The organism is Actinomyces naeslundii (genome assembly GCF_001956585.1).
Taxonomy (GTDB): Bacteria; Actinomycetota; Actinomycetes; order Actinomycetales; family Actinomycetaceae; genus Actinomyces; species Actinomyces naeslundii.
Genome location: NZ_MSRR01000003.1, coordinates 20,330 through 41,875, shown reverse-complemented (window position 1 = coordinate 41,875; position 21,546 = coordinate 20,330). Strand labels below are relative to the sequence as shown.

Genomic DNA, 21,546 nt, shown 5'->3' with positions numbered 1-21,546 from the left:
TCGATTGCGGAAAGAACAGAATCACTATGAGCACCTCTTCCAAAACCGTGTCCAAAAGCTCCGAGAACGTCCTGCCGGCAGAGAACCACATGCCGTTCTCCCGATGGTTCCGTGAGATCGGATGGAGGCACGTTGTCGGCGTCGTCGCCCTTGTCTTCGCCGCCTTCCCCGTCCTCTACGTCATCTCCGCCTCCCTCAACCCGCTGGGAACGGTGGCCTCCACCGGCCTCATCCCCACCAAGGTAAGTCTGGTCAACTACCAGAACCTGCTGGCGGGAGCGCGCGGCCCCTTCCTGCGCTGGTACCTCAACACCATCATCATCTGCTCGGTAGTGGCTACCGCCCAGGTATTTCTCTCCCTGCTCGGGGCCTACGCCTTCTCCCGCTTCCGTTTCACCGGACGTCGCGGAGGTCTGCTGGCCCTGCTCCTGATCATGATGTTCCCGGCGATCCTGTCCATGATCGCCATCTACACGATGATCTCCGACATCGGCCAGGTCGTCCCCTCCCTTGGTCTGAACACGCTCGCCGGCTACAGCCTGGCGCTCATGGGTGGGGCCCTGGGTCAGGTGTGGCTCATCAAGGGAACCTTCGACACCATCCCCCGTGAGCTCGATGAGGCCGCCATCATCGACGGCTGCACCCACTGGCAGGTCTTCAGAATCATCCTGCTGCCCACACTCAAACCGATCATCGCCACGACCTTCCTACTGGCCTTCGTCGGTGTCATCAGTGAGTTCCTCCTGGGGTCGATCATCCTGACCGACAACTCCCAGAAGACCCTGGCGGTGGGGCTCTACGGCATGCTCGTCGGTGACCGCTCCAACAACCTGGGGATCTTCGCCGCTGGTGCGGTTCTCACCATGGCTCCGGTGATCGCACTGTTCCAGTACCTCCAACGCTACATCGTCGGTGGCTCGATCTCCGGCGCAGTCAAGGGCTGAACGTGGGCTACACCGCTCCACCTCTCCTGCCCCGTCCCAGCAGCGTGAATCAGAGGCGTGAGGCGCCTTGTCGCCGCCCTTGATTCACGAGAACAGCCCCTGATCTGCGAGGATTGCGGCTGGAGGGCCGGACGACGAACCACCGTCTGTTCACGCGAAGTGGCCCCTAGACCTTCACCGATCCTCGTAGGATTCACTTATGCCGCAGAGACTCACTCTCACCGACATCGCTGACCAGGCAGGCGTGTCCACCGCCACCGTCTCGCGTGTGCTCAACGGAAAGTCCAACGTGGCCGACTCGACTCGGCGGCAGGTGCTCGCGGCACTCGACATCCTCGGCTACGAGCGACCCGAGTCCGTGCACCAGTCGTCGCGGGGCCTCATGGGACTGATCGTGCCGGAGCTGAGCAATCCGATCTTTCCCTTGTTCGCCCAGCAGATCGAGCAGCTCCTGGCCCCTTCCGGACACACCCCGCTGCTGTGCACCCAGACACCCGGTGGCATCAGCGAGGACGAGTACATCGAGATGCTGGTGGACCGGGGCGTCGCAGGGATCATCTTCGTCTCCGGGCGCCACGCGGACACCACCGGCGACGTCACCCGCTACCAGCGTCTGCGTGAGCGCGGCGTTCCACTGGTGACGGTCAACGGCAACGCACCGACCATCAAGGCCCCGGGCTTCGCGACCGATGACCGCCGGGCGACCCGGATGGCTGTGGACCATCTCATTGCCCTGGGACACCAACGCATCGGGCTGGCCATGGGGCCGATGCGCATGGTCCCGGCTCAGCGCAAGCGGTCCGGCTACGAGGACGCCATGAGGGAGGGCCTGCCCCAGGAGCCCCTGCGGATCGTTGAGACGCTCTACACCTACGAGGGCGGTATCAGCGCTGCACTGCACCTGCTCGAGCAGGGGTGTACCGGCATCGTGTGCTCCTCGGACGTCATGGCCCTCGGAGTCGTCCACGGGGTGCGTCAGACCGGCAGATCCGTGCCGCACGACGTCTCCGTCATCGGCTACGACGACTCACCGCTCATTCCCATGACCGACCCACCGCTGACCACGGTGCGTCAGCCCGTGGGCTCTATCTGCCGGGCGGCCGTGTCCACGCTGCTGGCCCAGCTCGACGGAGAGCGGCCAACCGACACCGAGATGCTCTTCGCCCCCGACCTCATCGTGCGCGACTCGACGGCCGCGGCTTTCATCGACTGAGCCGTAGGCGCACTCCGCCGCAGCGCGCTGGGCGGCGCTGGTCAGCGCTGGTCCATGCTGGTCAATGCTGGTTCAGGGAGCACCGCGTTCCGTCCGGCTCAGCGCGACCACGTGCGGGCCAACCGGGCACCCATATCCGTCAAGCGGTCCTGAAGCGCGTCGGAACCGACGGCGTCCCACGACTCAGCGGCATGGGGCTCCTGCAGGCTGTACGCGTTGGAGATACCGGCGCCGGCGAGCTCACCGCGGGTGGTGACGCAGCGCCCGCACACCATGGCAACCGGCAGCGCCTGGGAGGCGGCATGGTGGCCGACGACGCCTACGACCCCGTCGGCCGGAACGTCGTAGAGCTCACCCGAGGCGGTGACCACCAGGTCCTGGCCTGACACCGCCTCGGAGAGGCCGAGTATCTCCGCCATGACACGGGCCCCGGGCCGTGCCCAGGCCCCCAGGGCGCGCAGCACCATGGCACTGCCCCCGGCCGCGCCGGTCCCCCAGGTCGAGGCACTCAGACGAGGCGGTCCACCGAGGTCCGCGGTGGCAGACGAAGGCAGCGCCGCCTCATCGAGCGCCGAGATGACGGGGAGCATTCTCTGCCCCCTCGAGGAGACCTGCGGTGCGCCGGCTTCGGCTGTGCTCACGGCCTCAGCGGCTGCGGCGCAGGCGCGGCGGTCCAGCTCCTGAGCCTGCCGGGGGCTCAAGGCGGCGATCCTGGTCAAAGCCGCGCCCGCCCCGCTCAGTCCTCCCAGGGCGATGTCGTCAGCCAGGACCAGTCCGATGCTGCGCCCGGCAAGCAGCTCCGCGGCCGCAGAAGCGCCCCCGAGGGCGTCCAGGACTCCGGCCCCGCCGTCGTGGACGGCAGCGCGTGACAGGCCGACCAGGAGGGTGTCGGAAGGAGCCATACGGTCCACGGCGACGCCTATGACCTGACCCAGGCCATGGCTGCTTCCCCGAAGCGCTTCCTGGGCGGCCTTATCGGGGTCGGGGGGGACCGCCAGCAGGCGGGCGGCGTCGAGGAACCAGGTCCCGCCCTCGCCGGGGCGCCGACCGCCAGGGTTTGAGGGACTGGGAGCCATCCTCACCAGATCCACCTCGCGGACCTGTCCGAGCGGTCCCTGTGCCTGGATGACCTCACGGGAGGCGATGCGCTCCGGAGCGATGGCCTGGGACGATCCCGGGCCGCCGTCGGACATGGGCATCAGGGTCAGAGCGTCACTGGGACGTGCCGCCTGCCAGCCGCGCGCCAGGCAGGCGGCGACGCGGCCGGCCGGAAGACCGCGGCCGAGTCCGGCCAGCGGCACTCCGGCCGGCTCGGGCCATAAGCCCCCAGGAGCGAGGAGGACCCTCATACCGCGGCCCGGAGGGAGCAGTGCCGGCGTACGGGAGACGTCATGAGGCGATGGCGTCGCCGAGTCGGGCCAGCAGGAGGGCCTCTGCGACGACGATGTGCTCGAGCTCGCCCAGGTGCATGGACTCGTTCTCACTGTGGGCGCGGGTGTCGGGGTCCTCGATACCGGTGACGAGCACCTGGGCCTCGGGGAAGGTCTCCTTGAGAGTGGCGATGAAGGGGATGGAACCGCCCTGGCCGATGTTGACGGCCTCGGTGCTCCAGGCGGTGGACAGCGCCCAGCGGGCAGCCTCGGAGGCGGGGGTGGTCTCGGAGCCGTCGAAGGCCGGACCGGCCTCGCGGCCCTCGACGGTCAGCCGGCCGCCGAAGGGCACGTGCTTCTCCAGATGGGCGACCAGTGCCGCCTGCGCCTCGGCGGGGTCCTGCCCCGGCGCGATGCGCAGCGAGAGGCGGGCGGTGCACGAGGGGGTCAGGACGTTGCCGGCCAGGTCCAGCGGGGTGACGTCCATACCGATGAGAGTCAGGGAGGGCTTGGTCCACAGCCGTGCGGTGAGATCACCGGTGCCGACCAGCTCGACGCCGTCGAGGACCCCTGCGTCAGCGCGGAAGTCGGCCTCCGGGTAGTCCGGGAAGTCGGCATCGGCCTGAGGCCGGCTGACCAGCCCGGCGATGGCGACGTCACCGGCCTCGTCGTGGCAGGAGGCGATCAGACGGCACATGGCGGTGGCAGCGTCCAGGACCGGGCCGCCGTACTGGCCGGAGTGAAGCGCGTGATCGAGCATGTCGAGGCGGACATCGACCTGGACGACGCCGCGCAGCAGGGTGGTCAGGGACGGCGTGCCGACCTTCCAGTTGGAGGAGTCGGCCACGACGATGACGTCGGAGGCGAGCCGGTCACGGTAGGTGGTCAGGAAGCTCTCGAAGGAGGGGCTGCCGACCTCCTCCTCCCCCTCGATGAAGACCGTCACCGAGCAGGGCAGCTCGCCGTCCGCCAGGGAGGCCAGGGTCCGCAGGGCGTGGGCGTGGGTGATGACACCGGCCTTGTCGTCGGCGGTCCCGCGACCGAAGAGTCGCTCACCGCGCCGCTCGGCGGTGAAGGGATCGGCCTGGTCCCATCCGGTCGGGTCACCGACGGGCTGGACGTCGTGGTGGGAGTAGAGCAGGACGTGCGGGCTGCCCTGGGGGCCCGCCTTGTGGGCCAGGACGGCGGGCCTGCCGGGGGCGCCGTCCGGGGCGGGCACAGAGAGGATCTCGGCGTCCAGACCGCTGTCGCGCAGGAGCGAGGCCACGGCCTCGGCGGAGCGCCGGACCTGGGACTGGTCGTGGCTGGAGGCGGAGACCGAGGGGATCGTGACCAGATCGGTCAGGTCCGAGACGATGGCGGGCATGGAGGTGTGCACAGCGTTGCGCACGGCATCAACGGTGATCATGGTTTTCAGGGTATCGTGCCGCTGCCGTTAGTCTGTGCACCGTGAGCCTGTTCAAGAAGCGCAGCCAGACCCCCGAGCCGGAGCCTGCAGCCGAGCCCGCCCCCAAGCCCGTTGGCAAAGGGCGCCCCACTCCCAAGCGCAGGGACCAGCAGGCCAAGAATCTGCACCCCGTGGTTCCCAAGGACCGCAAGGCCGCCAAGCGAGAGGCGCGAGCGGCCCGCGACGAGGCCTGGAAGCGGCAGAGTGAGGCCATGGTGACCGGTGACGAGAAGTATCTCCCATCCCGGGAGAAGGGGCCGGTCAAGCGTTACATCCGCGACTACGTCGACGCGCGCTTCAGCCTGGGCGAGTTCTTCATGCCCCTCATCTTCGTCCTGCTCATCCTCTCCTTCGGGTTCAACCACATCCTGCCCCAGTACCCGGTGATCAGCTTCTACGCCGTGCTGGCGATGAACGGCTACCTGCTGCTCGCGATCGTCGACGCCGTCTGGTGCTGGAACCGGCTGCGCCGCCGTCTTCACAAGAAGTTCGGGGAGGAGCGGGTCAAGAACGAGGGAATGATCTTCTTCTACATCATGTCGCGCTGCTTCATGCTGCGGCGCTGGCGCCGTCCGGCCACCCTGGTGAAACGGGGCCAGTACCCCTCCTGAACCCGCGCTCGTCCGACCCGCCCCGGTCCCGCGACGGTTCCACGTCGTGGGACCGTACCGTAGGGTGGTGTTATGGAACACACAGTTGGATACAGGCACCTGGGTTCATCCGGGTTGAAGATCACCGAGATCACTTACGGCAACTGGCTCACCCACGGCTCCCAGGTGGAGGCGGGTACGGCCATCGAATGCGTTCACACGGCCCTCGACCTGGGAATCACGAGCTTCGACACCGCCGATGTCTACGCCAACACGGTCGCCGAGGAGGTTCTGGGGCGCGCGCTGGCCGGTCGGCGCCGCGAGTCCCTGGAAGTCTTCACCAAGGTCTACTGGCCCATCGGCCCCAAGGGCCCCAATGACGTGGGTCTGTCGCGCAAGCACATCATGGAGGGCATCAACGGTTCCCTCACGCGCCTGGGCATGGACTACGTGGACCTCTACCAGGCCCATCGCTACGACCACGAGACGCCGCTGGAGGAGACCATGCAGGCCTTCGCCGACGTCGTGCGGGCGGGAAAGGCCCTCTACATCGGGGTCTCGGAATGGACGGCCGAGCAGATCCGTGCCGGCCAGGAGCTGGCCACGCAGATGGGTTTCCGTCTGGTGTCCAACCAGCCCCAGTACTCGGCCCTGTGGCGGGTCATCGAGGACAGGGTGGTGCCCACCAGCCAGGATCTGGGGCTGGGACAGATCGTGTGGTCGCCAATGGCCCAGGGGGTCCTGTCCGGCAAGTACCTGCCCGGCCAGGAGCCGCCCGCCGGCTCACGGGCCACTGATGACAAGGGCGGCCGGCAGATGATCTCGCGGTGGATGCGCGACGACGTACTCACCGCGGTCCAGGCCCTGCGCCCGATCGCCCAGGACCTCGGGCTGACCATGCCGCAGCTGGCGATCGCCTGGGTCCTGCGCAACCCGGCCGTCTCCTCGGCGATCGTGGGCGCCTCGCGCCCCGAGCAGCTGGCGGACACGGTCAGGGCCTCAGGCGTGCACCTGGACGACGACGTCATGGCCGCCATCGACATCGCCCTGGGCGACGTCGTTGAGCGGGACCCGTCACTGACCTCCTCCCCCGAGAAGCGCCCCGCCTGACGGGGCGGGGATCAGCGCAGTGCACGAACTGCGGAACCGGCCGACGCGGTGGCCAGGGCGCGGTTGATCCGCCCCGGCCAGGCGGGACCGTTGTAGATGAAGGCCGTGTAGGCCTGGAGCAGGTCCGCTCCGGCATCGAGCATGAGCTCGGCGTCCATGATGGAGGAGATACCGCCAACGCCAATAATGGTGGGCCCCTCCCCCAGCCGGCTGCGCAGGCGGCGCACGACCTCCAGGGAGCGGGGCAGAAGAGGCGCTCCGGACAGACCGCCGTCACCCAGGTCGTGGTCAATGGTGGTGTTGGTGGCCACGACCCCGTCCAGCCCCAGGTCCAGGACCAGGTCGGCGACGGCGTCGAGATCCTCATCGGCAAGGTCCGGGGCGATCTTGACCAGGAGTGGGACGTGGCGCATGGCGGCCTGGTCCGCGGCCTCACGCACGGCCTCGAGGATCGGGCGCAGCGCCTCGACGCTCTGCAGGCTGCGCAGCCCGGGGGTGTTGGGGCTGGAGACGTTGACGACGAGGTAGTCGACCCACCGGGCCACCGCCTTGGCCGAGTAGCGGTAGTCCTCAACCGCGTCCTCAAGGGGCGTCACCTTGGTCTTGCCGATATTCGCGCCGACGACGATGGAGCGTCCCCGCGGGGTGCGGCGCAGAGCGCGCAGCCGCTTGGCGGCCTCGTCCGCTCCGGAGTTGTTGAAGCCCATGCGGTTGCGCACGGCGCGCATCTGCGGGTAGCGCCACATACGGGGCTTGTCGTTACCGCCTTGGGCACGGGCGGTGAAGGTCCCGACCTCGATGAAGCCGAAGCCGAGCATGTCCAGGCCCTCGACGGCCTGTCCCTCTTTGTCCATACCGGCTGCCAGCCCCAGGACACCGGGAACGGGGCGGGCGAAGGGACCGCCCTGGTTGGCCGAGGGGACGGGGAAGACGGGGCGGCGCCCGCACACCTGGCGCACCACGTCCCTGATGAAGGGGACCTTGCCAGTCAGCTCGATGGCGTCCATGCATACGTCGTGGATCAGCTCGGGGTCGATGCGGGTCAGGACGGTCTTGTACAGCAGGTCGTAGAGCACGGTGCCAGGCTACCCCGGCACGGTTGGCACGGCTCCGCAACCGCGCTCGGTCCGAGCAGTCCCGCCCCTGGTGGTCCTTGCTTCGCGTCGGGGGCGGTATCACGGTAGCGTGGGGGCAGTTCCAGCCTGGTCGCAGGCGTGCTCTGAGAGGTGGTCCGTGTCCTTCAACCGCGATATCCAGATCGATCCCAACCGGGTCCAGACCCGTTCCGGCGGAGGCCGGGGAGCGATGATCGGCGGCGGCTCGATCCTGACCGTCATCGCCGTCGTCCTCATCTCCCAGCTCACGGGGGTGGACCTGTCCTCCATGCTGGGGGCGCAGCAGCAGAATGGGGCCACGCGGCCGACGGCCTCGTCGATCGATACCTCCGTGTGCACCAGCGGGGACAGCGCCAACAAGTACACCCAGTGCCGCATGGTGGCCACCGCCGAGTCCCTCGACGCGGTGTGGACGGATCAGCTGCCCGCCCAGGCGGGGCTCAAGTACGCCAAGCCCGAGTTCGTCCTGTGGGACGGCACCCAGATCTCCTCGGCCTGCGGCAACGCCTCCTCGGCGGTGGGGCCCTTCTACTGCTCAGGGGACCAGACGGTCTACCTGGACATGAGCTTCTTCTCCGAGATGGAGAAGTCCCTGGGGGCCACGGACACTCCTTTGGCGGAGGAGTACATCGTGGCCCATGAGTTCGGGCACCATATCCAGCACCTGACCGGGCAGATGGCCAAGGCCGACCGCTCGGGCAGTGGCGCGACGTCGGACTCGGTGCGCCTGGAGCTTCAGGCGGACTGCTACGCGGGAATCTGGGTCAACCATGCCTCCTCCACCCCCGACCCGGAGACCGGCAAGCCCTTCCTCAGCCGTCCCAGCAGCGAGGAGATCAGCGGTGCCCTGGGGGCGGCCGAGGCCGTCGGTGACGACCACATCCAGGAGCGGGCGAAGGGACACGTCGACTCCGACACCTGGACCCACGGCTCCTCCGAGCAGCGCGTTCGCTGGTTCACCACCGGGATGAACTCCGGCTCGGTACAGGCCTGCAACACCTTCGCCGTCGACGCCTCCAAGCTCTGAGGCGGACGCGGCGACGTCGTTCGTCGCTCTCACTCGTCTCCCCTACCCACCGATCTCCTCGGTCTGACGGGCCCGTCGCCTTCTGAGCGGCGGGCCCCGTTTGCGTGCGACGTGGCGTCACACCTGACAGTGGGTTCATGACGCACACGTCACCGGCGACATCGCCGGTACCGGCCTTCAGGAGGACACCATGACCAAGGCACTCATCGTTGTTGAGTCCTACTTCGGCAATACCCGGGCCATCGCCGAGGCCGTCGCCGCCGGGCTGATCGAGGGCAGCGTCGACGCACAGGTCGTCGACGTTTCCCAGGCTCCGAGTGCCCTGCCCGCAGACCTGGATCTGCTCGTGCTGGGAGCCCCCACCCACAACCGGGGGCTGCCGACTGCGACCTCGCGGGCCAAGGCCTGTGAGCAGGCGGGGTCGGGCGAGGCATCCCACGGGATCGGCGGGTGGCTGGAGACCACGGCGATCCCGGCATCCACCGGCGCCGCCGCCTTCGACACGGTCATCTCCAAGGGCTGGCTCAGCGGTTCAGCGGCCAAGGCGATCGCCAAGGCGCTGCAGCGCCATCAGGGTCGGCGGACGGTGTCGGTCAGGAGCTTCGTGGTCACGGCGAGCAAGGGTCCGCTGGCCGATGGAGAGAAGACCGACGCCCACAGCTGGGGACGCGAGCTCGTGGCTTCGGCGAACACCAGATAACGACAGGGCCTTGGCGACAACTACGCATCGCATCATCGGAAGGAAATCAGCAACATGACAGCAACGAACCACGACAAGTCGCCCCGGCTGCGGCTGAGCGGACGAAACATCGCCGGGGCGTGCCTGGCCGTCTGCGGTCTCCTCATCATCATCTGGGGAGGGACGCTCAAGTCCGTCAACGTCACTGACCCCGACTTCATGAGCTTCGCAGTCAGCGGGCTGGTGACCGTCGCAGCCGGGGCCTGCCTGGCGACAGCACTTCCTCGCGCTGCTCGTGTCGCGCTCATCTGGCTGGCAACGCTGGCGTCGATGCTCTATCTGCTCATCCTCGGCATGGCGGTCATCGTGTCCCTGATGAGCTGTGTGGTGATCGCCGGGATCGCGGTCTGGCTGACCATCAGAATCCTGAGATGAGGTAAGGCGGCCTACTCGGTGCGGTAACGGCACAGCGGCGAGGTCGCCTCCGGAGCTTTTCAGACCGAACCGACTTCGCCGCCTCTTCCTGGGTGGTTCAGTAGTAGCGCCACTGCCGCATGTCTCGGTTGTAGACCTCGACGATCCGCGGATGCAGGAGAGTGGAGGGCTCCATGGTCTCGGTGCGGGCCGGTTTGGTTCGCATGATGAACTCCAGGGTCTCCCGGTCCTGGTAGGTCAGTCCCTCGGGAAGCGGCTGGCTGATGAGGTTCTGAGGCGTCCTGGTGGACAGCACGAAGCCCCACTCCCCGAAGGAGGGAATGTTGGTCGAGAAGGGCAGGATCTGCCGATCCGGTTGGGAGGTGGCAACGGTGCTGGCCACTGTGGAGAAGGCGTGGGGTGAGAAGAACGTGGAGGTGGCCTGGGTGACCATGACACCCTCGGGTGCCAGCCGAGCCTCGACATTCCGATAGAACTCGGTGGAGTAGAGCTTGGCGAGCTTCTCGTTGGAGGGGTCGACCAGGTCGACGAGAACGACGTCGTAGGTCGCCCTGGAGTCTCGGACGTAGGTGAAGGCGTCGTCGTTGACAACGTTCACTCTGGGGTCGGACAGGGATGCCTTGTTGAGGTCCTTGAGCAGGCGGTTGCTTCGCGCCAGCTCGGTGACGCCGGGGTCGATATCCACGATGGTGACGTCCTTGACGCTGGGGTAGCGCAGGATCTCCCTGGCCAGCAGACCGTCACCGCCACCGAGCACGAGGACGTGAGCAGGATCCTTCACCGAGGTCATGGCGCTGGCGGACAGGGTCTCGTGGTACCTGGCCTCGTCCAGGCTGGAGAACTGGAGCTGTCCGTTGAGGTACATGCGCAGGTCGTCCTGGTAGTCGGTGAGGACCACCTTCTGGTAGGCGGTCTGCTGGTAGTAGACGACCGGGTCGTTGTAGGTGAGCGCCTCCACGCTGCGCTCGATGCGGTTGGCGGCCGCGAACATACCGACCAGTGCCACGACGGCGGCGGTGGCCGCCCACAGGATCTTGCGAGGTGTGCGCACCTGGAGCAGGACGAGCACCGCGACCAGGACGTTGAGCGCCCCGACCAGGTAGGCCCCGCGCATGAGGCCCAGCTGTGGGAGGAGCACCAGGGGGAAGACCAGGGAGGCCACCAGTGAGCCGAAGTAGTCGATGGCCATGACCTTGCCGAGCAGCTCACTGGTCGAGCGGCGCCCGAAGGCGGCGAAGGTCCGCACCAGCAGCGGGATCTCCAGGCCGATGAGGATGCCGATGGTCAGGCTGATGCCGCCGAAGACGACCCAGTGCAGGCGGGTGCGTCCGAAGGCCAGGTACAGCAGGAGGACGGAGTTGCCGCCGATGAGGCCCAGAAGCACCTCGCTGACTCCGAAGACGACCGCTGGCGCGGCGCGGAAGCGGTTGACCAGCAGCGAGCCGATTCCCATGCCGAACAGGGTGATGCCGGTGGCGAGACTGAAGCTGAGGACGGAGTCGCCCAGGAGGTAGGAGGCGGCCGTGCCCAGGATGAGCTCGTAGATGAGCCCGCCGATCGCGGCGAGCAAGGCCGCAGTGAACAGGGCGACGTTCTCTCGTCGCCCGATTCGACCGTGGGTCATGGTGTGCGGCTCAGCTCAGGATGGTGGCGGCGATGATGATGGCGATCGCGAGCGCCGTGCCGGCGAAGGCAACCCCCAGGCCGATGTTCTGGTCCTCGATGAGCTCGCGTCTGAGGTCGAGACGGAAGATGCGGTTGACCAGCAGCGCGAACACCATGAGCAGGACCACTCCGAGCACCGCGTAGACGATGGTGCTCAGCAGTGACTGCCAGTTGAGGTCGACCGATGAGTGGTGAGCGATGGTCATGAGCGACATGTCTTCTCCTTCGTGTATGACCGTCGAGGGGGTTGAGTCAGTGGGCTCCAGGTTATTTTCCGACGCCGCCGCCCCCACCGCCGTAGACCGAGCGGTTCCGGAAGACGGAGCCGTCCTCCGCAGGACTGAAATCGTCATCATCAGTCCACGCAAGGATCGCCATCAGAATGAGAAACGGAATGAGCCAGAATAGAGGTGACTTCCAACCACCCCGAAGTCCAGGGCCTACCGAGGAGATCCACCGGCCGAGCCTTCGTGCAACGCCTGGCACCCACCACGGTCGACTCACGTGCCGACCGAAGATCTTGGACTGCTGCTCAGGCGCGAGGGTCGTGATGCGATATGCCTCGCGCTCCCGGCGGCGATGCTCATCGATCACGATGCTGGAGAGAGGCTTCCTCGCCCCTTTGACCCGGAGCTCAACGCATGTCGTTGTTGTAACAGCTCCTGTCAGATGTGGGACGGCTCCTGTCTCATGGTCAATATCGGCTCGGTATACGTCCTTGACCTCAACGGAATACGGTCGACCATTGACCTTCAGCTGCAGGGTCTGGCCCACCTCGAGCGCGAGCGGATCGATCATCGGCTGAATAGGAACCGGCTCGTGAAGAACAACCATATTGGTATCTCGATTGATCTCGAGCCAGAGCTCTTCGCTGTTGTCGTCGATCAGGCGCCACTGCTCCCACCGAGTGAGGCGCCGGCTTCGCTGATCCCGCCGTTTCAGGACAACTCGCCCCATGACGGTGTAGGAGTGACTCTTCTTCCTCAAGGAACCCCGAAGCGTCTCGCCGACTCTCAGATCACCTCTGATGCTCACAGTGTGATCCCCGAGCTGATCACCTGCTGGGCCTGAAGCCGCTGACGCACCATCTCCCCCACGGCCTCGATCTGCGCGGGGGTCAGCGTACGGCAGCTGGTGAGCGTCACGTAGCCGTCGCCGGACTCGGGCCAGGTGTGGGCGGCGATATGCGACTCGGATAGAATGACGACGGCGCTCAGGCCCTGGGGCTCGAACCGGTGGTGCGCACTGGAGACGGCAGTCAGTCCCGCTTTCCGGGCGGCGTCGAGGAGAATCGACTCGACGGTGGGGAGATCGTTGAGCACGTGCGGCTCGGCCCCACTGATCTTGTAGCTGACAGAACACAGGCTCACCGCACTCACGCGAGCACGGTAGCAACGGGGCAGGCACCCGACAAACGGGGCGAGATCCCCATCCGCACTCGCTCGGCGCCGGGAGCGCATGGCGGGCACGCCGTCGCTGACGGGTGCGGACCTACTTGCCCACTCCGCCTCCGCCGCCTCCGTAGACCGGGCGGTGACGATAGGTCCGTGAGGAGCTCGAGTCCGAGGTGCTGGAGGAGTCGGCTCCACCAGTGGAACGGCTGCTGCTGGAGCACGCGGAGAACAGTCCGACGGCGAGTACAACACTGACGATGGCGGCGACGATAGCGCATCCGATGTTCCGGCCGGTTCTGCCGGCAACGGGTCGGCTGTTGCACAGGACGCGCCCGAAGAGCTGCTTCTGCTGGGAAGTGGACAAGGAGGTCTTGCGGTAGGCCAGGAGGTCACGGAAACGGTGGCTGTCGATGGTCAGTCGGCTGGTCACACCGGCCGGGTCTGTCAGCCGCAGCTCGACGTAGGTCATGGTCTCGCCGATGTTCAGCGGGCACACCGGAGAGCCGATGGCGTTCTCGAGCGTGCCGGTGGTGACCTCCTCAACGAGAGCCTGGTGCGGAGTGCCGTTGATCGTCAGCTGCAGTCTCTGGCCGACGGTCAGGGCCCACGGCTCAATCGCCTCCTGGAGACGAACGGGCTCGTAGAAGAGGATCTCGCCGGGGTCGTGATCGAGCTCGACCCAGGTGTCGGCGTTGCTGCCACCGACGAGCTGCCACTCCTCCCAGTAGTAGAAGCAGCGGTCCTGGGCGTCCCACTCCTTGAAGAGCAGGCAGCCTCTGACCGACAGGGTGCCCGCACTTCCCTGCAGCATGTCGCCGACCTGCAAGTTGGCTCGCGTGCCGTTCACCAGGACCCTCCCGTCTGCGGAGGGAGAGACGGTGCAGCGCTGCCGCCGTCGTAGCCTGGTCCGCCTGTCATCACGCGGGCACAGTAGCAACGTGGGCATGTCCCGGCAAACGGTTCGAACTCCCCATGGTCCGCCCCCACCAATCGGATCCGAGCGGATCATGATCCAGATGCCGTGTGAGACTGTCCCTATGCGCGTTGCTGAGATCGCAGAGCTCACCGGGACGACGGTGCGCACGGTGCGCTACTACCACTCGCTGGGGCTGCTTCCGGTTCCCGATGAACGTGGTGGTTGGCGCGACTACGACCTGGGCCACGTGGCCCGGCTCTCCCGGATCCGTTGGCTGGTCCAGGCCGGTGTGTCCCTGGAGACCATCAAACGCGTCCTCGACGAGCCCGAGGCGACCGGCGTCGAGCAGATCGACGACGCTCCCGTGGCGGAAGCAGCTGGAACACGTCCACCGGCCGGCTCCGTTGTCGAGGACCTGGCCGGGGCCCTGTCCGCCGTGGAGGACCACCTGGCCGAGGTGACCAGGCAGAGAGACATGCTCGCCGGTCTGCTGGAGCGAGCCAGGACTGGTTCGACTGTCTCACCGATGTCCCCGCGTATGGCGGCCTTCTTCGACCGGCTGGAGCAGGCCGCTCCCGATGAGGCCACCCGCTGCGCTGTGCGCAAGGAGCGGGACCTGACCGACCTGGCCTGCTACCGCGGTCAGATGCCCCCGGAGGCGGAGTTCCTCTTCGTCGACCCGGATCCTCGCTACGACGCCGAGTCACTGGCCCTCTACTCCCAGGATCCGGCCGAGCTGTCAGACGCGCAGATCGAACAGCGCGCACGGGACATGGTGTCCCGATTGGAGGCTCGGCTGACACCTGAGCACCTTGCGGACCTGGCGAACAGCGTCGACACCGAGGCGGTACAGGCACTCTTCCGCCTCATCGCCACTACCGGCTACCCCGATGCACGACTCATCCGAACCTTGGAACGGGAGTTCCTCACCGCGATCGATCGATGGCGCCTGAGCGAGTAAGCGGCACTTGCTTGGATGCTGCCGCGTGGGCTTTGCGTACGACGCAGCGTCACACCTCACCCTGGGGGCATGCCAACGACCACCGCCTCCCCTACAGCGTCCGTACTGCCCGCGCGGCATCACTCCCCTGCCATCGACGCCTCGGGGCTGGTCAAGACCTTTGGCCCCCTCCGCGCACTCGACGGTCTTGACCTGAAGGTGGAGACGGGCCAGATCCACGGTTTCCTGGGCCCCAACGGTTCGGGGAAGTCAACGACCATCCGCGTCCTTCTGGGCATGTACCGTCGAGACAGCGGCATGGTGCAAGTCCTGGGCATGGATCCGCACCGCGACGCCGAGCACATCACGCGCCGGTGCACCTACGTGCCCGGTGACGTGGCGCTGTGGCCCACACTCACCGGGGCGCAGACCCTTGATGCCCTCGCCGCCCTGCGCGGCGGACGCGACCGGGCGCGCGAGGCCGAGCTCATCGAGGCCTTCCGACTGGATCCCCACAAGCCGGTCCGCTCCTACTCCAAAGGCAACCGGCAGAAGGTCATGCTCGTGGCGGCGCTGGCGGCGCCGTGTGACCTGGTCATCCTCGATGAGCCGACCTCCGGACTCGACCCGCTCCAGGCCGAGGTATTCGTCGACGCGGTTCGTGATGCGGCCGGCCAGGGGCGCACTGTACTCATGTCAAGCCACATCATGGCTGAGGTCGACCGCCTGTGCGACTCGGTGACGATCATCAAGGACGGACGAACCGTGGAGTCGGGGCGGCTTGAGGAACTGAGGCACCTACGGGCCTCCCGGATCACCTGCGTGCTGCCTCCCGAGCAGAGCCCGGCTCCCAGGCGTCATCGGTGGTCGCGGTGGCTGCGCCGCGAGCGCGGAGCCCAACGGAGCCCGACCAAGGATCCCACCCGGGTCGCCCTGCTCCGCCCCGACGCCGACGGCCTGCTGAGCGTCTCGGTTCCCACGGACCGCGTCCCGGCCACGTTGCGTCAGCTGCTGGCCGCCGGCGCGCAGGAGGTCACCTGTACCCCTGCGTCCCTGGACGAGGTCTTCCTCCAGCACTATGAGGCGGCGGCGCGATGACATCCGTTCCGCAGAGCCTCAAAGCGATCTGGCAGTCGGCCCATCTGGCGCTCTGCCAGGAACGGAACTGGCTCGTGGCACTGCCGGTGGTGACGGGACTGATGACCGCCCTGCTGGCTCCCAGCTACGGCGACACCTACGCCTCACCGGAAGACCTGGCCCGGGCCGTGGCCTCGGCCCAGGTCTCCGACACCTCGACCTTTCTCTACGGCGGGCTCTCCGATACCGCGGGTGTTGTCCAGGTGGCAACCTGGGAGCTCGGAGGGCTCACCTGTCTGGTGCTGAGCATCGTCGTAGCCCTGCGCTCGGTGGCGTTGACACGCACTGAGGAGGACCTGGGGCGCGCCGAGCTGCTCCGCTCCACGGGAGCCGGCTCCATCGCGAGCCTGGTGGGGCAGGGACTCGTCCTGGTCCTCCAGTGCCTGCTCCTGGGAGCCGGTGCCGGTGCAGGGCTGCTTGCTCTGGAGGAGGCCGACGACACCGATGCCGCGGCCTACGGCGCGGTACTCGCCTCCACCTTGCTGGCAGTGGCCTGTGCGACGCTCGTCATTGCGCAGATGATTCCCGACGCCGCCACGGGCCGTGCCGTCGCACTGGGGGTCGTGGGGCTCATGTACACGGGTAACGGAATGAGAGCCTCCAAGGACTGGAACTGGGCGGGATGGGCGTCTCCCTTCCGCCTGAGAACGGCGGCGGACCCCGGAGGTGAGAACTCCTGGGGCCCCGTCCTCATCGCGGTAGCGGCCAGCATCATGGTGCTGGCGCTGGCCGGGGTGCTGACCTCTCACAGGGATCTCGGTCAGGGACTGGTGCAGCTGCCCGCGAGGCGCTCACCATCGCTGAGAGTGGGCGGGCCGCTGACCTTGGCCGTCAGACTCAGCAGAAGCCAGTGTCTGGCGTGGGCGTTCCTGGTCTCTCTCGTGGCCGGGGTGCTGGTGTCGATGGGAGGCGACGTCGTCGACCTGGCTCGACAGGGCGGTATCAGCGGCGGATCCCTAGGATCACTTCTGGCCGGCGACGATCCCGGCGAGGCGTTCCTGAGGTACATCGGCCAGCTCGCAGGAGCACTTGCTGCAGCCCAGGGCGTGTCGCTGGCGTTGCGCTACAGCGGTGATGAGCGCTCCGGACGCCTGGAGATGGTGGTCTCCACCGGGAACCGGCCTCTGCGGATTCTGCTCTCGTCATGGCTGGTGGCCGCTCTCGGATCCGGGCTGACTCTCATCTGCGCGACGGTTGCGGCCGGGTACGTCGGGCGCTCCGAGCTGGATACGGACCTGATCGACGCCGTGCGTCTCGTAGCCGGACAGTGGCCCGCCGCTTTGGCGTCGGCGGCGATCGCCACGGCGCTGTGCGGGGCGTGGCCCAGGGGACGCGGGCTCGCTTGGGGTCCAGTACTGGTGGGGCTGGGAATCGCGCAGCTCGGCGGCGTCCTCGACCTGCCCAAGCGGATCCGAGATGCCGGTCCTTTCGCCCAGGCGGGTGAGAATGGGAGCCTGTGGCTGCTTGCCGTGGCCACTGCCTGCCTGGCCACGGCGGCCTTCGGGGTGACCCGCAGGGACATGAGCCTGATTGCAGCCTCGCGGCGCTCCCTCACCCGCCAGACGTCATCGTCCGCAATCCCCTAGAACGATGTGCTGGAAGACAGCGATCTCATGAGCCTCAGCCGGTCCCCCGCAGGTAGGTGTCCCAGTATCCCGGCCTTGGCGCGACCTGCTCGACGACGTCGATCCACAACCCGCTGGGGTCGGCGAACCCGAACCGGCGCTGGCCGAAGGGCTCGTCGGTGAGCGGGTACGTCACTGCCAGTCCCCTGCCCGTCAGCTCGGCATGAGCCGCTACTGCGTCGTCGACCTCCAGCTCGAAGCAGGCACCGGTTCCGGCGAAGGCATCGGGTCCTGGAGGAGCAGAAGGGTGGTCCGGCGTCATGAAGGCGATCGATGACCCGCTGCCCTCATCCGTCATCAAGGTGAACCAGGAACTGTCGAAAACAGGACGGAAGCCGAGGAAGCGCCGCCAGAAGTCCCGCGCTTCGTCCTTCCGGTCAGTGACGATGATCGGGTAGTTGTCTCGGATCCGCATTGTCGCCTCCCAGGCGCCGTCGAAGGATTCGCATACCATTGGTATGTCAAACTAGTTCACATACTTTTGGTATGTCAATTGTCGAGGTGCTTCATGGCAGGAACGAGAGCAGCCCAGCGCAGGGCGACGCAGACGGCACTCATCACCGAGGCGCGGCAGCGCTTCGCCAACGAGGGTTACACCGCGGTGCGGCTAAGCGACGTCGTCGACGCTCTCGGAATGACCAAGGGTGCGCTCTACCACCACTTCACCGGCAAGCACGATCTATTTCGGGCCGTCGTTCAGCAGGTGCAGCAGGAGGTCGCCGACCGGGTTCAGGCAGCGGCCCGGCCGGGCGCGGATCCGTGGGAGGAGCTCATCGCAGGCTGCAAGGCGTTCCTTGCCTCCTACAGCAATCCCGAGACCCGGCAGATCATGCTCATTGACGCACCGACGGTGCTGGGGTGGCGCGAGTGGAAGGAGATGGACGGGGCATACTCCGAGAGGCTCCTGACGGAGGTGCTGACCAGCCTCATGGAGAATGGCACCCTCGTTTCCCGACCAGTGGAACCCATGGTTCATCTGCTGTCCGGGGCGATGAACGAGGCCGCGTTGTGGCTGGCTGAGACCGACTCGCCAACGGCGCTGAAAGACACCATGGGTGCATTGCAGTGCATGCTCGGTTCACTGCGAGCCGATGGGATCGCACCGTCAGCAGAAGCGAGTAGCGTCGACGGCATGAGCGAGCGACTTCCTTCTTCTGACAACGTGGTGCTCAAAGGTATCCGCGAGGAGCCCAACCCCGAGGACGGAACACGGGTCCTGGTGGACCGGCTCTGGCCCCGAGGCGTGTCCAAGGAACGTGCCGACCTCGATGAGTGGGCCAAGGACGCCACCCCGACCACCGAGCTGCGCCGCGCCTTTCACAGTGGAGAGATGCCCTGGCCCCAGTTCGTCGAGGCCTACCGGGCCGAGCTCACCGAGCGGCCCGAGGCGGTTGCCGCCGTCGAGCACCTGCGCGACGAGGCTCTGAAGGGACGGGTGACGCTCCTGTTCGCCGGCCACGACCACGTCCACTGCCACGCGCGAGTCCTGCGCGAGGCGGTCCTCGGCGTCGAGGAGGACCTGGCCTGACGGCGTCTTCGGCAGGGTCGGGGTCTCAGACGTTGAAGCCCAGGGCGCGCAACTGCTCGCGGCCCTCGGGGGTGATCTTGTCCGGTCCCCACGGCGGCAGCCACACCCACTGGATACGGACGTTGTCCGCGATGAGGGACAAGGCCTGCTGAGCCTGCTCCTCGATGACATCGGTCAGGGGGCAGGCCGCGGTCGTCAGGGTCATGTCGAGCACGACGGTCCCGTCGGGCTCGATCGACACCCCGTAGAGCAGGCCGAGGTCAACGATGTTGATACCGAGCTCGGGGTCGATGACGTCGCGCAGGGCCTCCTCAATGGCGGCGACATCGACGCCCTCGGTACTGGCGACGGGGGCCGGTGGCTGCTGGGCAGCCATGGGGTTGTCGGTGCCGACCGGCACCTCGGTGGGGTTCTCGCTCATGGCTTCTCCTTCTTCCTCGGAGGTCAGACGGTGATCAGGCAGTGGGACGGTCGGGATACTCGGGGCCTGCCTGCTCGACGGAAGGCAGGGCGACGCCGGACTTGGCCAGGGCGTCCTTGAGAGCCATCCAGCCCAGCAGGGCACACTTGACGCGGTTGGGGTACTTCGAGACCCCCTCGAAGGCGGCACCGTCCTCGAGGTCGTCCAGGACGGCGTCGTCGACGCCCTTGCCGCGCGAGTGCATGAGGGTGTCGAAGTCCGCCTCGAGGCGGGCGACGGTGGCCAGGTCGGCGCCGTTGACGAGGTCGTGCATGACGGAGATGGAGGCCTGGGAGATGGAGCATCCATCCCCCTCCCAGCCGACGGCCTCAATCTTTCCGTCCTTGACGCGCACCCCCAGAGTCACATCGTCACCACAGGTGGGGTTCACCTGGTGGCTGGTGGCGTCCGGGGCGTCGAGGGCGCCGGAACCGTGGCGCTCGCGGGAGTGGTCGAGGATGACTTGCTGGTAGAGCTGGTCGAGTTCGTTCATGCTCACCTCTGGAAGTAGCGTCGGACGTCAGCGATGGCGGACAGGAAGCGGTCCACTTCCTCGGGCGTGGAGCAGGCCCCGAAGGACAGACGCGAGGAGGCGTGGATGCCGAAGCGCTGGTGGATCGGCTGGGCGCAGTGGTGACCGGTGCGCACGGCGACGCCGGCGGCGTCGAGGACCTGACCGACGTCGTGGGGATGGACTCCCTCGATGGAGAAGGCGACCACGCCCAGGCGGTCGGTAGTGTCGGTCGGGCCGACCAAACGCAGTCCGGGGACCTGGGTGAGACCCTCGAGCACCTGCCGGGTCAGCACCTGCTCGGTGGCGTGGAGCCGGTCCAGGCCGATTCCTGCCAGGTACTCCACCGCTGTGCGCCATCCCGCGGCCTGCGCCAGCGGCTGGCTGCCGGCCTCGAAACGGGGCGGGCCGCTCATGAAGGTCGACGACTCCATGGTGACGACCTCGATCATGGAGCCTCCGGTCAGCACCGGCGGCATCGCAGCCAGCAGCTCCTCGGTGGCCACGAGCGCGCCGATACCGGTGGGGCCGAGCATCTTGTGGCTGGAGAGAACCATGGCGTCCACGCCGGTGGCCTTCAGCGCGCGGAAGTCCAGCGGGAGGTGGGCGGCGGACTGGCAGGTGTCCAGGACGACGAGCGCACCGACCTGCTGGGCACGCGGCACGATGAGGTCGAGCGGACTGATCGCACCGGTGACGTTGGAGGCGTGGGTCAGGGCCAGCACGCGGGTGCGCTCGGTGATGACGTCCAGCGTGCCGGTATCGATGCGCCCGTCCTCGGTCAGGTCCAGCCAGCGCAGGGTGGCGCCTGTGCGGGCGCACAGCTCCTGCCAGGGCACGAGGTTGGCATGGTGCTCGGCACGGGTGACGACGACCTCGTCGCCCTCCCCGATGATGAGGCGCCGAGCCGGGTCATCAGCCGCGGCGGCCCCGCCACCGCGGGAGGCAGGCCGGCCCAGGCTGGCGTGCCCGATGGCCAGGGCCACGAGGTTGATGGCCTCGGTGGCGTTCTTGGTGAAGACGAGCTCACTGCCGCGCGCACCGACGAAGGCGGCGACGGCGTCGCGGGCGTCCTCGAAGGTGGCGGTGGCCTCGTCGGCGAGCTGGTAGGTCGAGCGCCCCGCCGCACCGTTGGAGATGCGGTAGAAGTCGGCCTCCGTGGTGATGACACTGGCCGGCTTCTGGCTTGTGGCGGCCCAGTCCAGGTAGGCCAGGGCCCCACTGTTGCGGGCGGGTCTTTCCAGGTAGGGGAAACCGGCGCGGATCGCGGCAACCTCCTCAGCACTGAGCGCGCTGGCGGAACGCGCCCCGGTGGATGGGGCCGTGGACTGGGTCATGGCGTGCCTTTCCGATTCGATGCGAGCTGTACCGGGCATGGTCGCCGACGGCTGCGGGCTGAGATCACGAAGAACCTTAGTACCCCTTGCTCGTGCGGAGACC

Annotated in this window: 23 protein-coding genes and 1 pseudogene; 12 read left to right on the top strand and 12 right to left on the bottom strand. The window is 67.4% G+C overall.

Annotated features, from left to right (window positions below; translation table 11 throughout):
- Window positions 1–26: 26 nt before the first annotated feature.
- Together BKH33_RS01195 and BKH33_RS01190 are read left to right on the top strand one after the other, a co-directional pair.
- Window positions 27–944, top strand: coding sequence for a sugar ABC transporter permease (locus BKH33_RS01195; RefSeq protein ID WP_003779350.1), 918 nt, complete (start codon window positions 27–29; stop codon window positions 942–944).
- Between the two features lie 199 nt (window positions 945–1,143).
- Complete coding sequence (locus tag BKH33_RS01190; protein WP_076069216.1) at window positions 1,144–2,157, top strand: LacI family DNA-binding transcriptional regulator; 1,014 nt, start codon at window positions 1,144–1,146, stop codon at window positions 2,155–2,157.
- Window positions 2,158–2,255: 98 nt separating this feature from the next.
- Here BKH33_RS01190 and BKH33_RS01185 read toward each other — a convergent pair whose 3' ends face one another.
- Both BKH33_RS01185 and BKH33_RS01180 read right to left on the bottom strand, forming a co-directional pair.
- Window positions 2,256–3,506: a glycerate kinase gene (locus tag BKH33_RS01185; protein ID WP_076069214.1), complete on the bottom strand. Its 1,251-nt coding sequence runs from the start codon at window positions 3,504–3,506 to the stop codon at window positions 2,256–2,258.
- Between the two features lie 40 nt (window positions 3,507–3,546).
- Window positions 3,547–4,935, bottom strand: coding sequence for a dipeptidase (locus BKH33_RS01180; protein ID WP_003780264.1), 1,389 nt, complete (start codon window positions 4,933–4,935; stop codon window positions 3,547–3,549).
- Between the two features lie 41 nt (window positions 4,936–4,976).
- Here BKH33_RS01180 and BKH33_RS01175 point away from each other — a divergent pair, with 41 nt between their 5' ends.
- A complete protein-coding gene (locus BKH33_RS01175) occupies window positions 4,977–5,585 on the top strand; it encodes a DUF3043 domain-containing protein (RefSeq protein ID WP_003780311.1) in 609 nt (202 codons plus the stop codon).
- A 72-nt stretch (window positions 5,586–5,657) separates the two neighbouring features.
- On the top strand, window positions 5,658–6,674 hold the full coding sequence (locus BKH33_RS01170; RefSeq protein ID WP_003780274.1) for an aldo/keto reductase family protein: 1,017 nt from the start codon (window positions 5,658–5,660) through the stop codon (window positions 6,672–6,674).
- Between the two features lie 11 nt (window positions 6,675–6,685).
- On the opposite strand, the gene BKH33_RS01165 is transcribed toward BKH33_RS01170, so the two are convergent.
- On the bottom strand, window positions 6,686–7,750 hold the full coding sequence (locus BKH33_RS01165) for a quinone-dependent dihydroorotate dehydrogenase (protein WP_003780304.1): 1,065 nt from the start codon (window positions 7,748–7,750) through the stop codon (window positions 6,686–6,688).
- A 157-nt stretch (window positions 7,751–7,907) separates the two neighbouring features.
- Here BKH33_RS01165 and ypfJ point away from each other — a divergent pair, with 157 nt between their 5' ends.
- The 3 genes from ypfJ (at window position 7,908) to BKH33_RS01150 (ending at window position 9,930) form a co-directional block, all read left to right on the top strand.
- On the top strand, window positions 7,908–8,816 hold the full coding sequence (gene ypfJ / locus BKH33_RS01160) for a KPN_02809 family neutral zinc metallopeptidase (protein ID WP_003780317.1): 909 nt from the start codon (window positions 7,908–7,910) through the stop codon (window positions 8,814–8,816).
- 190 nt (window positions 8,817–9,006) lie between these two features.
- Window positions 9,007–9,516: a flavodoxin family protein gene (locus tag BKH33_RS01155; protein WP_003780298.1), complete on the top strand. Its 510-nt coding sequence runs from the start codon at window positions 9,007–9,009 to the stop codon at window positions 9,514–9,516.
- Window positions 9,517–9,570: 54 nt separating this feature from the next.
- Window positions 9,571–9,930, top strand: coding sequence for a hypothetical protein (locus BKH33_RS01150; RefSeq protein ID WP_003780302.1), 360 nt, complete (start codon window positions 9,571–9,573; stop codon window positions 9,928–9,930).
- Window positions 9,931–10,027: 97 nt separating this feature from the next.
- Here BKH33_RS01150 and BKH33_RS01145 read toward each other — a convergent pair whose 3' ends face one another.
- From BKH33_RS01145 to BKH33_RS01125, 5 genes are all read right to left on the bottom strand, one after another.
- A complete protein-coding gene (locus BKH33_RS01145) occupies window positions 10,028–11,554 on the bottom strand; it encodes a polyamine aminopropyltransferase (RefSeq protein WP_003780307.1) in 1,527 nt (508 codons plus the stop codon).
- A gap of 10 nt (window positions 11,555–11,564) precedes the next feature.
- Window positions 11,565–11,810 (bottom strand): DUF350 domain-containing protein, encoded by a 246-nt coding sequence (locus BKH33_RS01140; RefSeq protein WP_003780291.1) that lies wholly within the window; start codon window positions 11,808–11,810, stop codon window positions 11,565–11,567.
- Between the two features lie 52 nt (window positions 11,811–11,862).
- Entirely contained in the window at window positions 11,863–12,630 is a 768-nt protein-coding gene (locus tag BKH33_RS13485; protein WP_043538617.1) for a hypothetical protein, read from the bottom strand.
- The gene (locus tag BKH33_RS01130) at window positions 12,627–12,965 is read right to left on the bottom strand and encodes an S-adenosylmethionine decarboxylase family protein (RefSeq protein ID WP_003780296.1); all 339 of its coding nucleotides are present in this window, start codon (window positions 12,963–12,965) and stop codon (window positions 12,627–12,629) included. Before BKH33_RS01130 ends, BKH33_RS13485 begins: the two co-directional genes overlap by 4 nt.
- 121 nt (window positions 12,966–13,086) lie before the next feature.
- On the bottom strand, window positions 13,087–13,836 hold the full coding sequence (locus tag BKH33_RS01125) for a hypothetical protein (protein WP_003780286.1): 750 nt from the start codon (window positions 13,834–13,836) through the stop codon (window positions 13,087–13,089).
- Window positions 13,837–14,026: 190 nt separating this feature from the next.
- On the opposite strand from BKH33_RS01125, the gene BKH33_RS01120 reads away from it, so the two are divergent.
- The 3 genes from BKH33_RS01120 to BKH33_RS01110 all read left to right on the top strand — a co-directional run bounded on the left by BKH33_RS01120 (window position 14,027) and on the right by BKH33_RS01110 (window position 17,568).
- Window positions 14,027–14,866, top strand: a complete 840-nt coding sequence (locus tag BKH33_RS01120; RefSeq protein ID WP_003780315.1) for a MerR family transcriptional regulator — start codon at window positions 14,027–14,029, stop codon at window positions 14,864–14,866.
- Window positions 14,867–14,935: 69 nt separating this feature from the next.
- Window positions 14,936–15,943 carry an ABC transporter ATP-binding protein gene (locus BKH33_RS01115; protein WP_043538615.1) on the top strand — a complete coding sequence of 336 codons (1,008 nt, stop codon included), beginning with the start codon at window positions 14,936–14,938 and terminating at the stop codon, window positions 15,941–15,943.
- Window positions 15,940–17,568 (top strand): hypothetical protein, encoded by a 1,629-nt coding sequence (locus tag BKH33_RS01110; protein ID WP_076069207.1) that lies wholly within the window; start codon window positions 15,940–15,942, stop codon window positions 17,566–17,568. The genes BKH33_RS01115 and BKH33_RS01110 overlap by 4 nt, the downstream gene beginning before the upstream one ends.
- A gap of 34 nt (window positions 17,569–17,602) precedes the next feature.
- Here the strand turns inward: BKH33_RS01110 and BKH33_RS01105 are convergent, their stop codons facing one another.
- Window positions 17,603–18,022, bottom strand: coding sequence for a VOC family protein (locus BKH33_RS01105; RefSeq protein ID WP_003780250.1), 420 nt, complete (start codon window positions 18,020–18,022; stop codon window positions 17,603–17,605).
- 93 nt (window positions 18,023–18,115) lie between these two features.
- On the opposite strand from BKH33_RS01105, the pseudogene BKH33_RS14320 reads away from it, so the two are divergent.
- Both BKH33_RS14320 and BKH33_RS14015 read left to right on the top strand, forming a co-directional pair.
- Window positions 18,116–18,676, top strand: a pseudogene (locus tag BKH33_RS14320) (TetR/AcrR family transcriptional regulator); the annotation flags it as partial.
- Window positions 18,677–18,739: 63 nt separating this feature from the next.
- Complete coding sequence (locus BKH33_RS14015) at window positions 18,740–19,135, top strand: DUF488 domain-containing protein (protein ID WP_043538622.1); 396 nt, start codon at window positions 18,740–18,742, stop codon at window positions 19,133–19,135.
- 25 nt (window positions 19,136–19,160) lie between these two features.
- On the opposite strand, the gene BKH33_RS01090 is transcribed toward BKH33_RS14015, so the two are convergent.
- From BKH33_RS01090 to BKH33_RS01080, 3 genes are read right to left on the bottom strand one after another with little or no spacing between them, the layout of a single operon-like run.
- Window positions 19,161–19,556: a metal-sulfur cluster assembly factor gene (locus BKH33_RS01090; protein WP_003780310.1), complete on the bottom strand. Its 396-nt coding sequence runs from the start codon at window positions 19,554–19,556 to the stop codon at window positions 19,161–19,163.
- Window positions 19,557–19,590: 34 nt separating this feature from the next.
- Window positions 19,591–20,088: a Fe-S cluster assembly sulfur transfer protein SufU gene (gene sufU / locus BKH33_RS01085; protein ID WP_003780285.1), complete on the bottom strand. Its 498-nt coding sequence runs from the start codon at window positions 20,086–20,088 to the stop codon at window positions 19,591–19,593.
- 2 nt (window positions 20,089–20,090) lie between these two features.
- Window positions 20,091–21,443 carry a SufS family cysteine desulfurase gene (locus BKH33_RS01080; RefSeq protein ID WP_076069203.1) on the bottom strand — a complete coding sequence of 451 codons (1,353 nt, stop codon included), beginning with the start codon at window positions 21,441–21,443 and terminating at the stop codon, window positions 20,091–20,093.
- Window positions 21,444–21,546: the final 103 nt, after the last annotated feature.

Excerpts from the sequence above, each read along its gene's own strand:
- BKH33_RS01145 (WP_003780307.1), bottom strand. The coding sequence starts at position 11,554 with ATGACCCACGGTCGAATCGGGCGACGAGAGAACGTCGCCCTGTTCACT.
- sufU (WP_003780285.1), bottom strand. The coding sequence starts at position 20,088 with ATGAACGAACTCGACCAGCTCTACCAGCAAGTCATCCTCGACCACTCC.
- BKH33_RS01105 (WP_003780250.1), bottom strand. The coding sequence starts at position 18,022 with ATGCGGATCCGAGACAACTACCCGATCATCGTCACTGACCGGAAGGAC.
- BKH33_RS01180 (WP_003780264.1), bottom strand. The coding sequence starts at position 4,935 with ATGATCACCGTTGATGCCGTGCGCAACGCTGTGCACACCTCCATGCCC.
- BKH33_RS01080 (WP_076069203.1), bottom strand. The coding sequence starts at position 21,443 with ATGACCCAGTCCACGGCCCCATCCACCGGGGCGCGTTCCGCCAGCGCG.
- BKH33_RS01185 (WP_076069214.1), bottom strand. The coding sequence starts at position 3,506 with ATGAGGGTCCTCCTCGCTCCTGGGGGCTTATGGCCCGAGCCGGCCGGA.
- BKH33_RS14015 (WP_043538622.1), top strand. The coding sequence starts at position 18,740 with ATGAGCGAGCGACTTCCTTCTTCTGACAACGTGGTGCTCAAAGGTATC.
- BKH33_RS01120 (WP_003780315.1), top strand. The coding sequence starts at position 14,027 with ATGCGCGTTGCTGAGATCGCAGAGCTCACCGGGACGACGGTGCGCACG.
- BKH33_RS01150 (WP_003780302.1), top strand. The coding sequence starts at position 9,571 with ATGACAGCAACGAACCACGACAAGTCGCCCCGGCTGCGGCTGAGCGGA.
- BKH33_RS01155 (WP_003780298.1), top strand. The coding sequence starts at position 9,007 with ATGACCAAGGCACTCATCGTTGTTGAGTCCTACTTCGGCAATACCCGG.
- BKH33_RS01115 (WP_043538615.1), top strand. The coding sequence starts at position 14,936 with ATGCCAACGACCACCGCCTCCCCTACAGCGTCCGTACTGCCCGCGCGG.
- BKH33_RS01190 (WP_076069216.1), top strand. The coding sequence starts at position 1,144 with ATGCCGCAGAGACTCACTCTCACCGACATCGCTGACCAGGCAGGCGTG.
- BKH33_RS01090 (WP_003780310.1), bottom strand. The coding sequence starts at position 19,556 with ATGAGCGAGAACCCCACCGAGGTGCCGGTCGGCACCGACAACCCCATG.
- BKH33_RS01140 (WP_003780291.1), bottom strand. The coding sequence starts at position 11,810 with ATGTCGCTCATGACCATCGCTCACCACTCATCGGTCGACCTCAACTGG.
- BKH33_RS01110 (WP_076069207.1), top strand. The coding sequence starts at position 15,940 with ATGACATCCGTTCCGCAGAGCCTCAAAGCGATCTGGCAGTCGGCCCAT.
- BKH33_RS01195 (WP_003779350.1), top strand. The coding sequence starts at position 27 with ATGAGCACCTCTTCCAAAACCGTGTCCAAAAGCTCCGAGAACGTCCTG.
- BKH33_RS01170 (WP_003780274.1), top strand. The coding sequence starts at position 5,658 with ATGGAACACACAGTTGGATACAGGCACCTGGGTTCATCCGGGTTGAAG.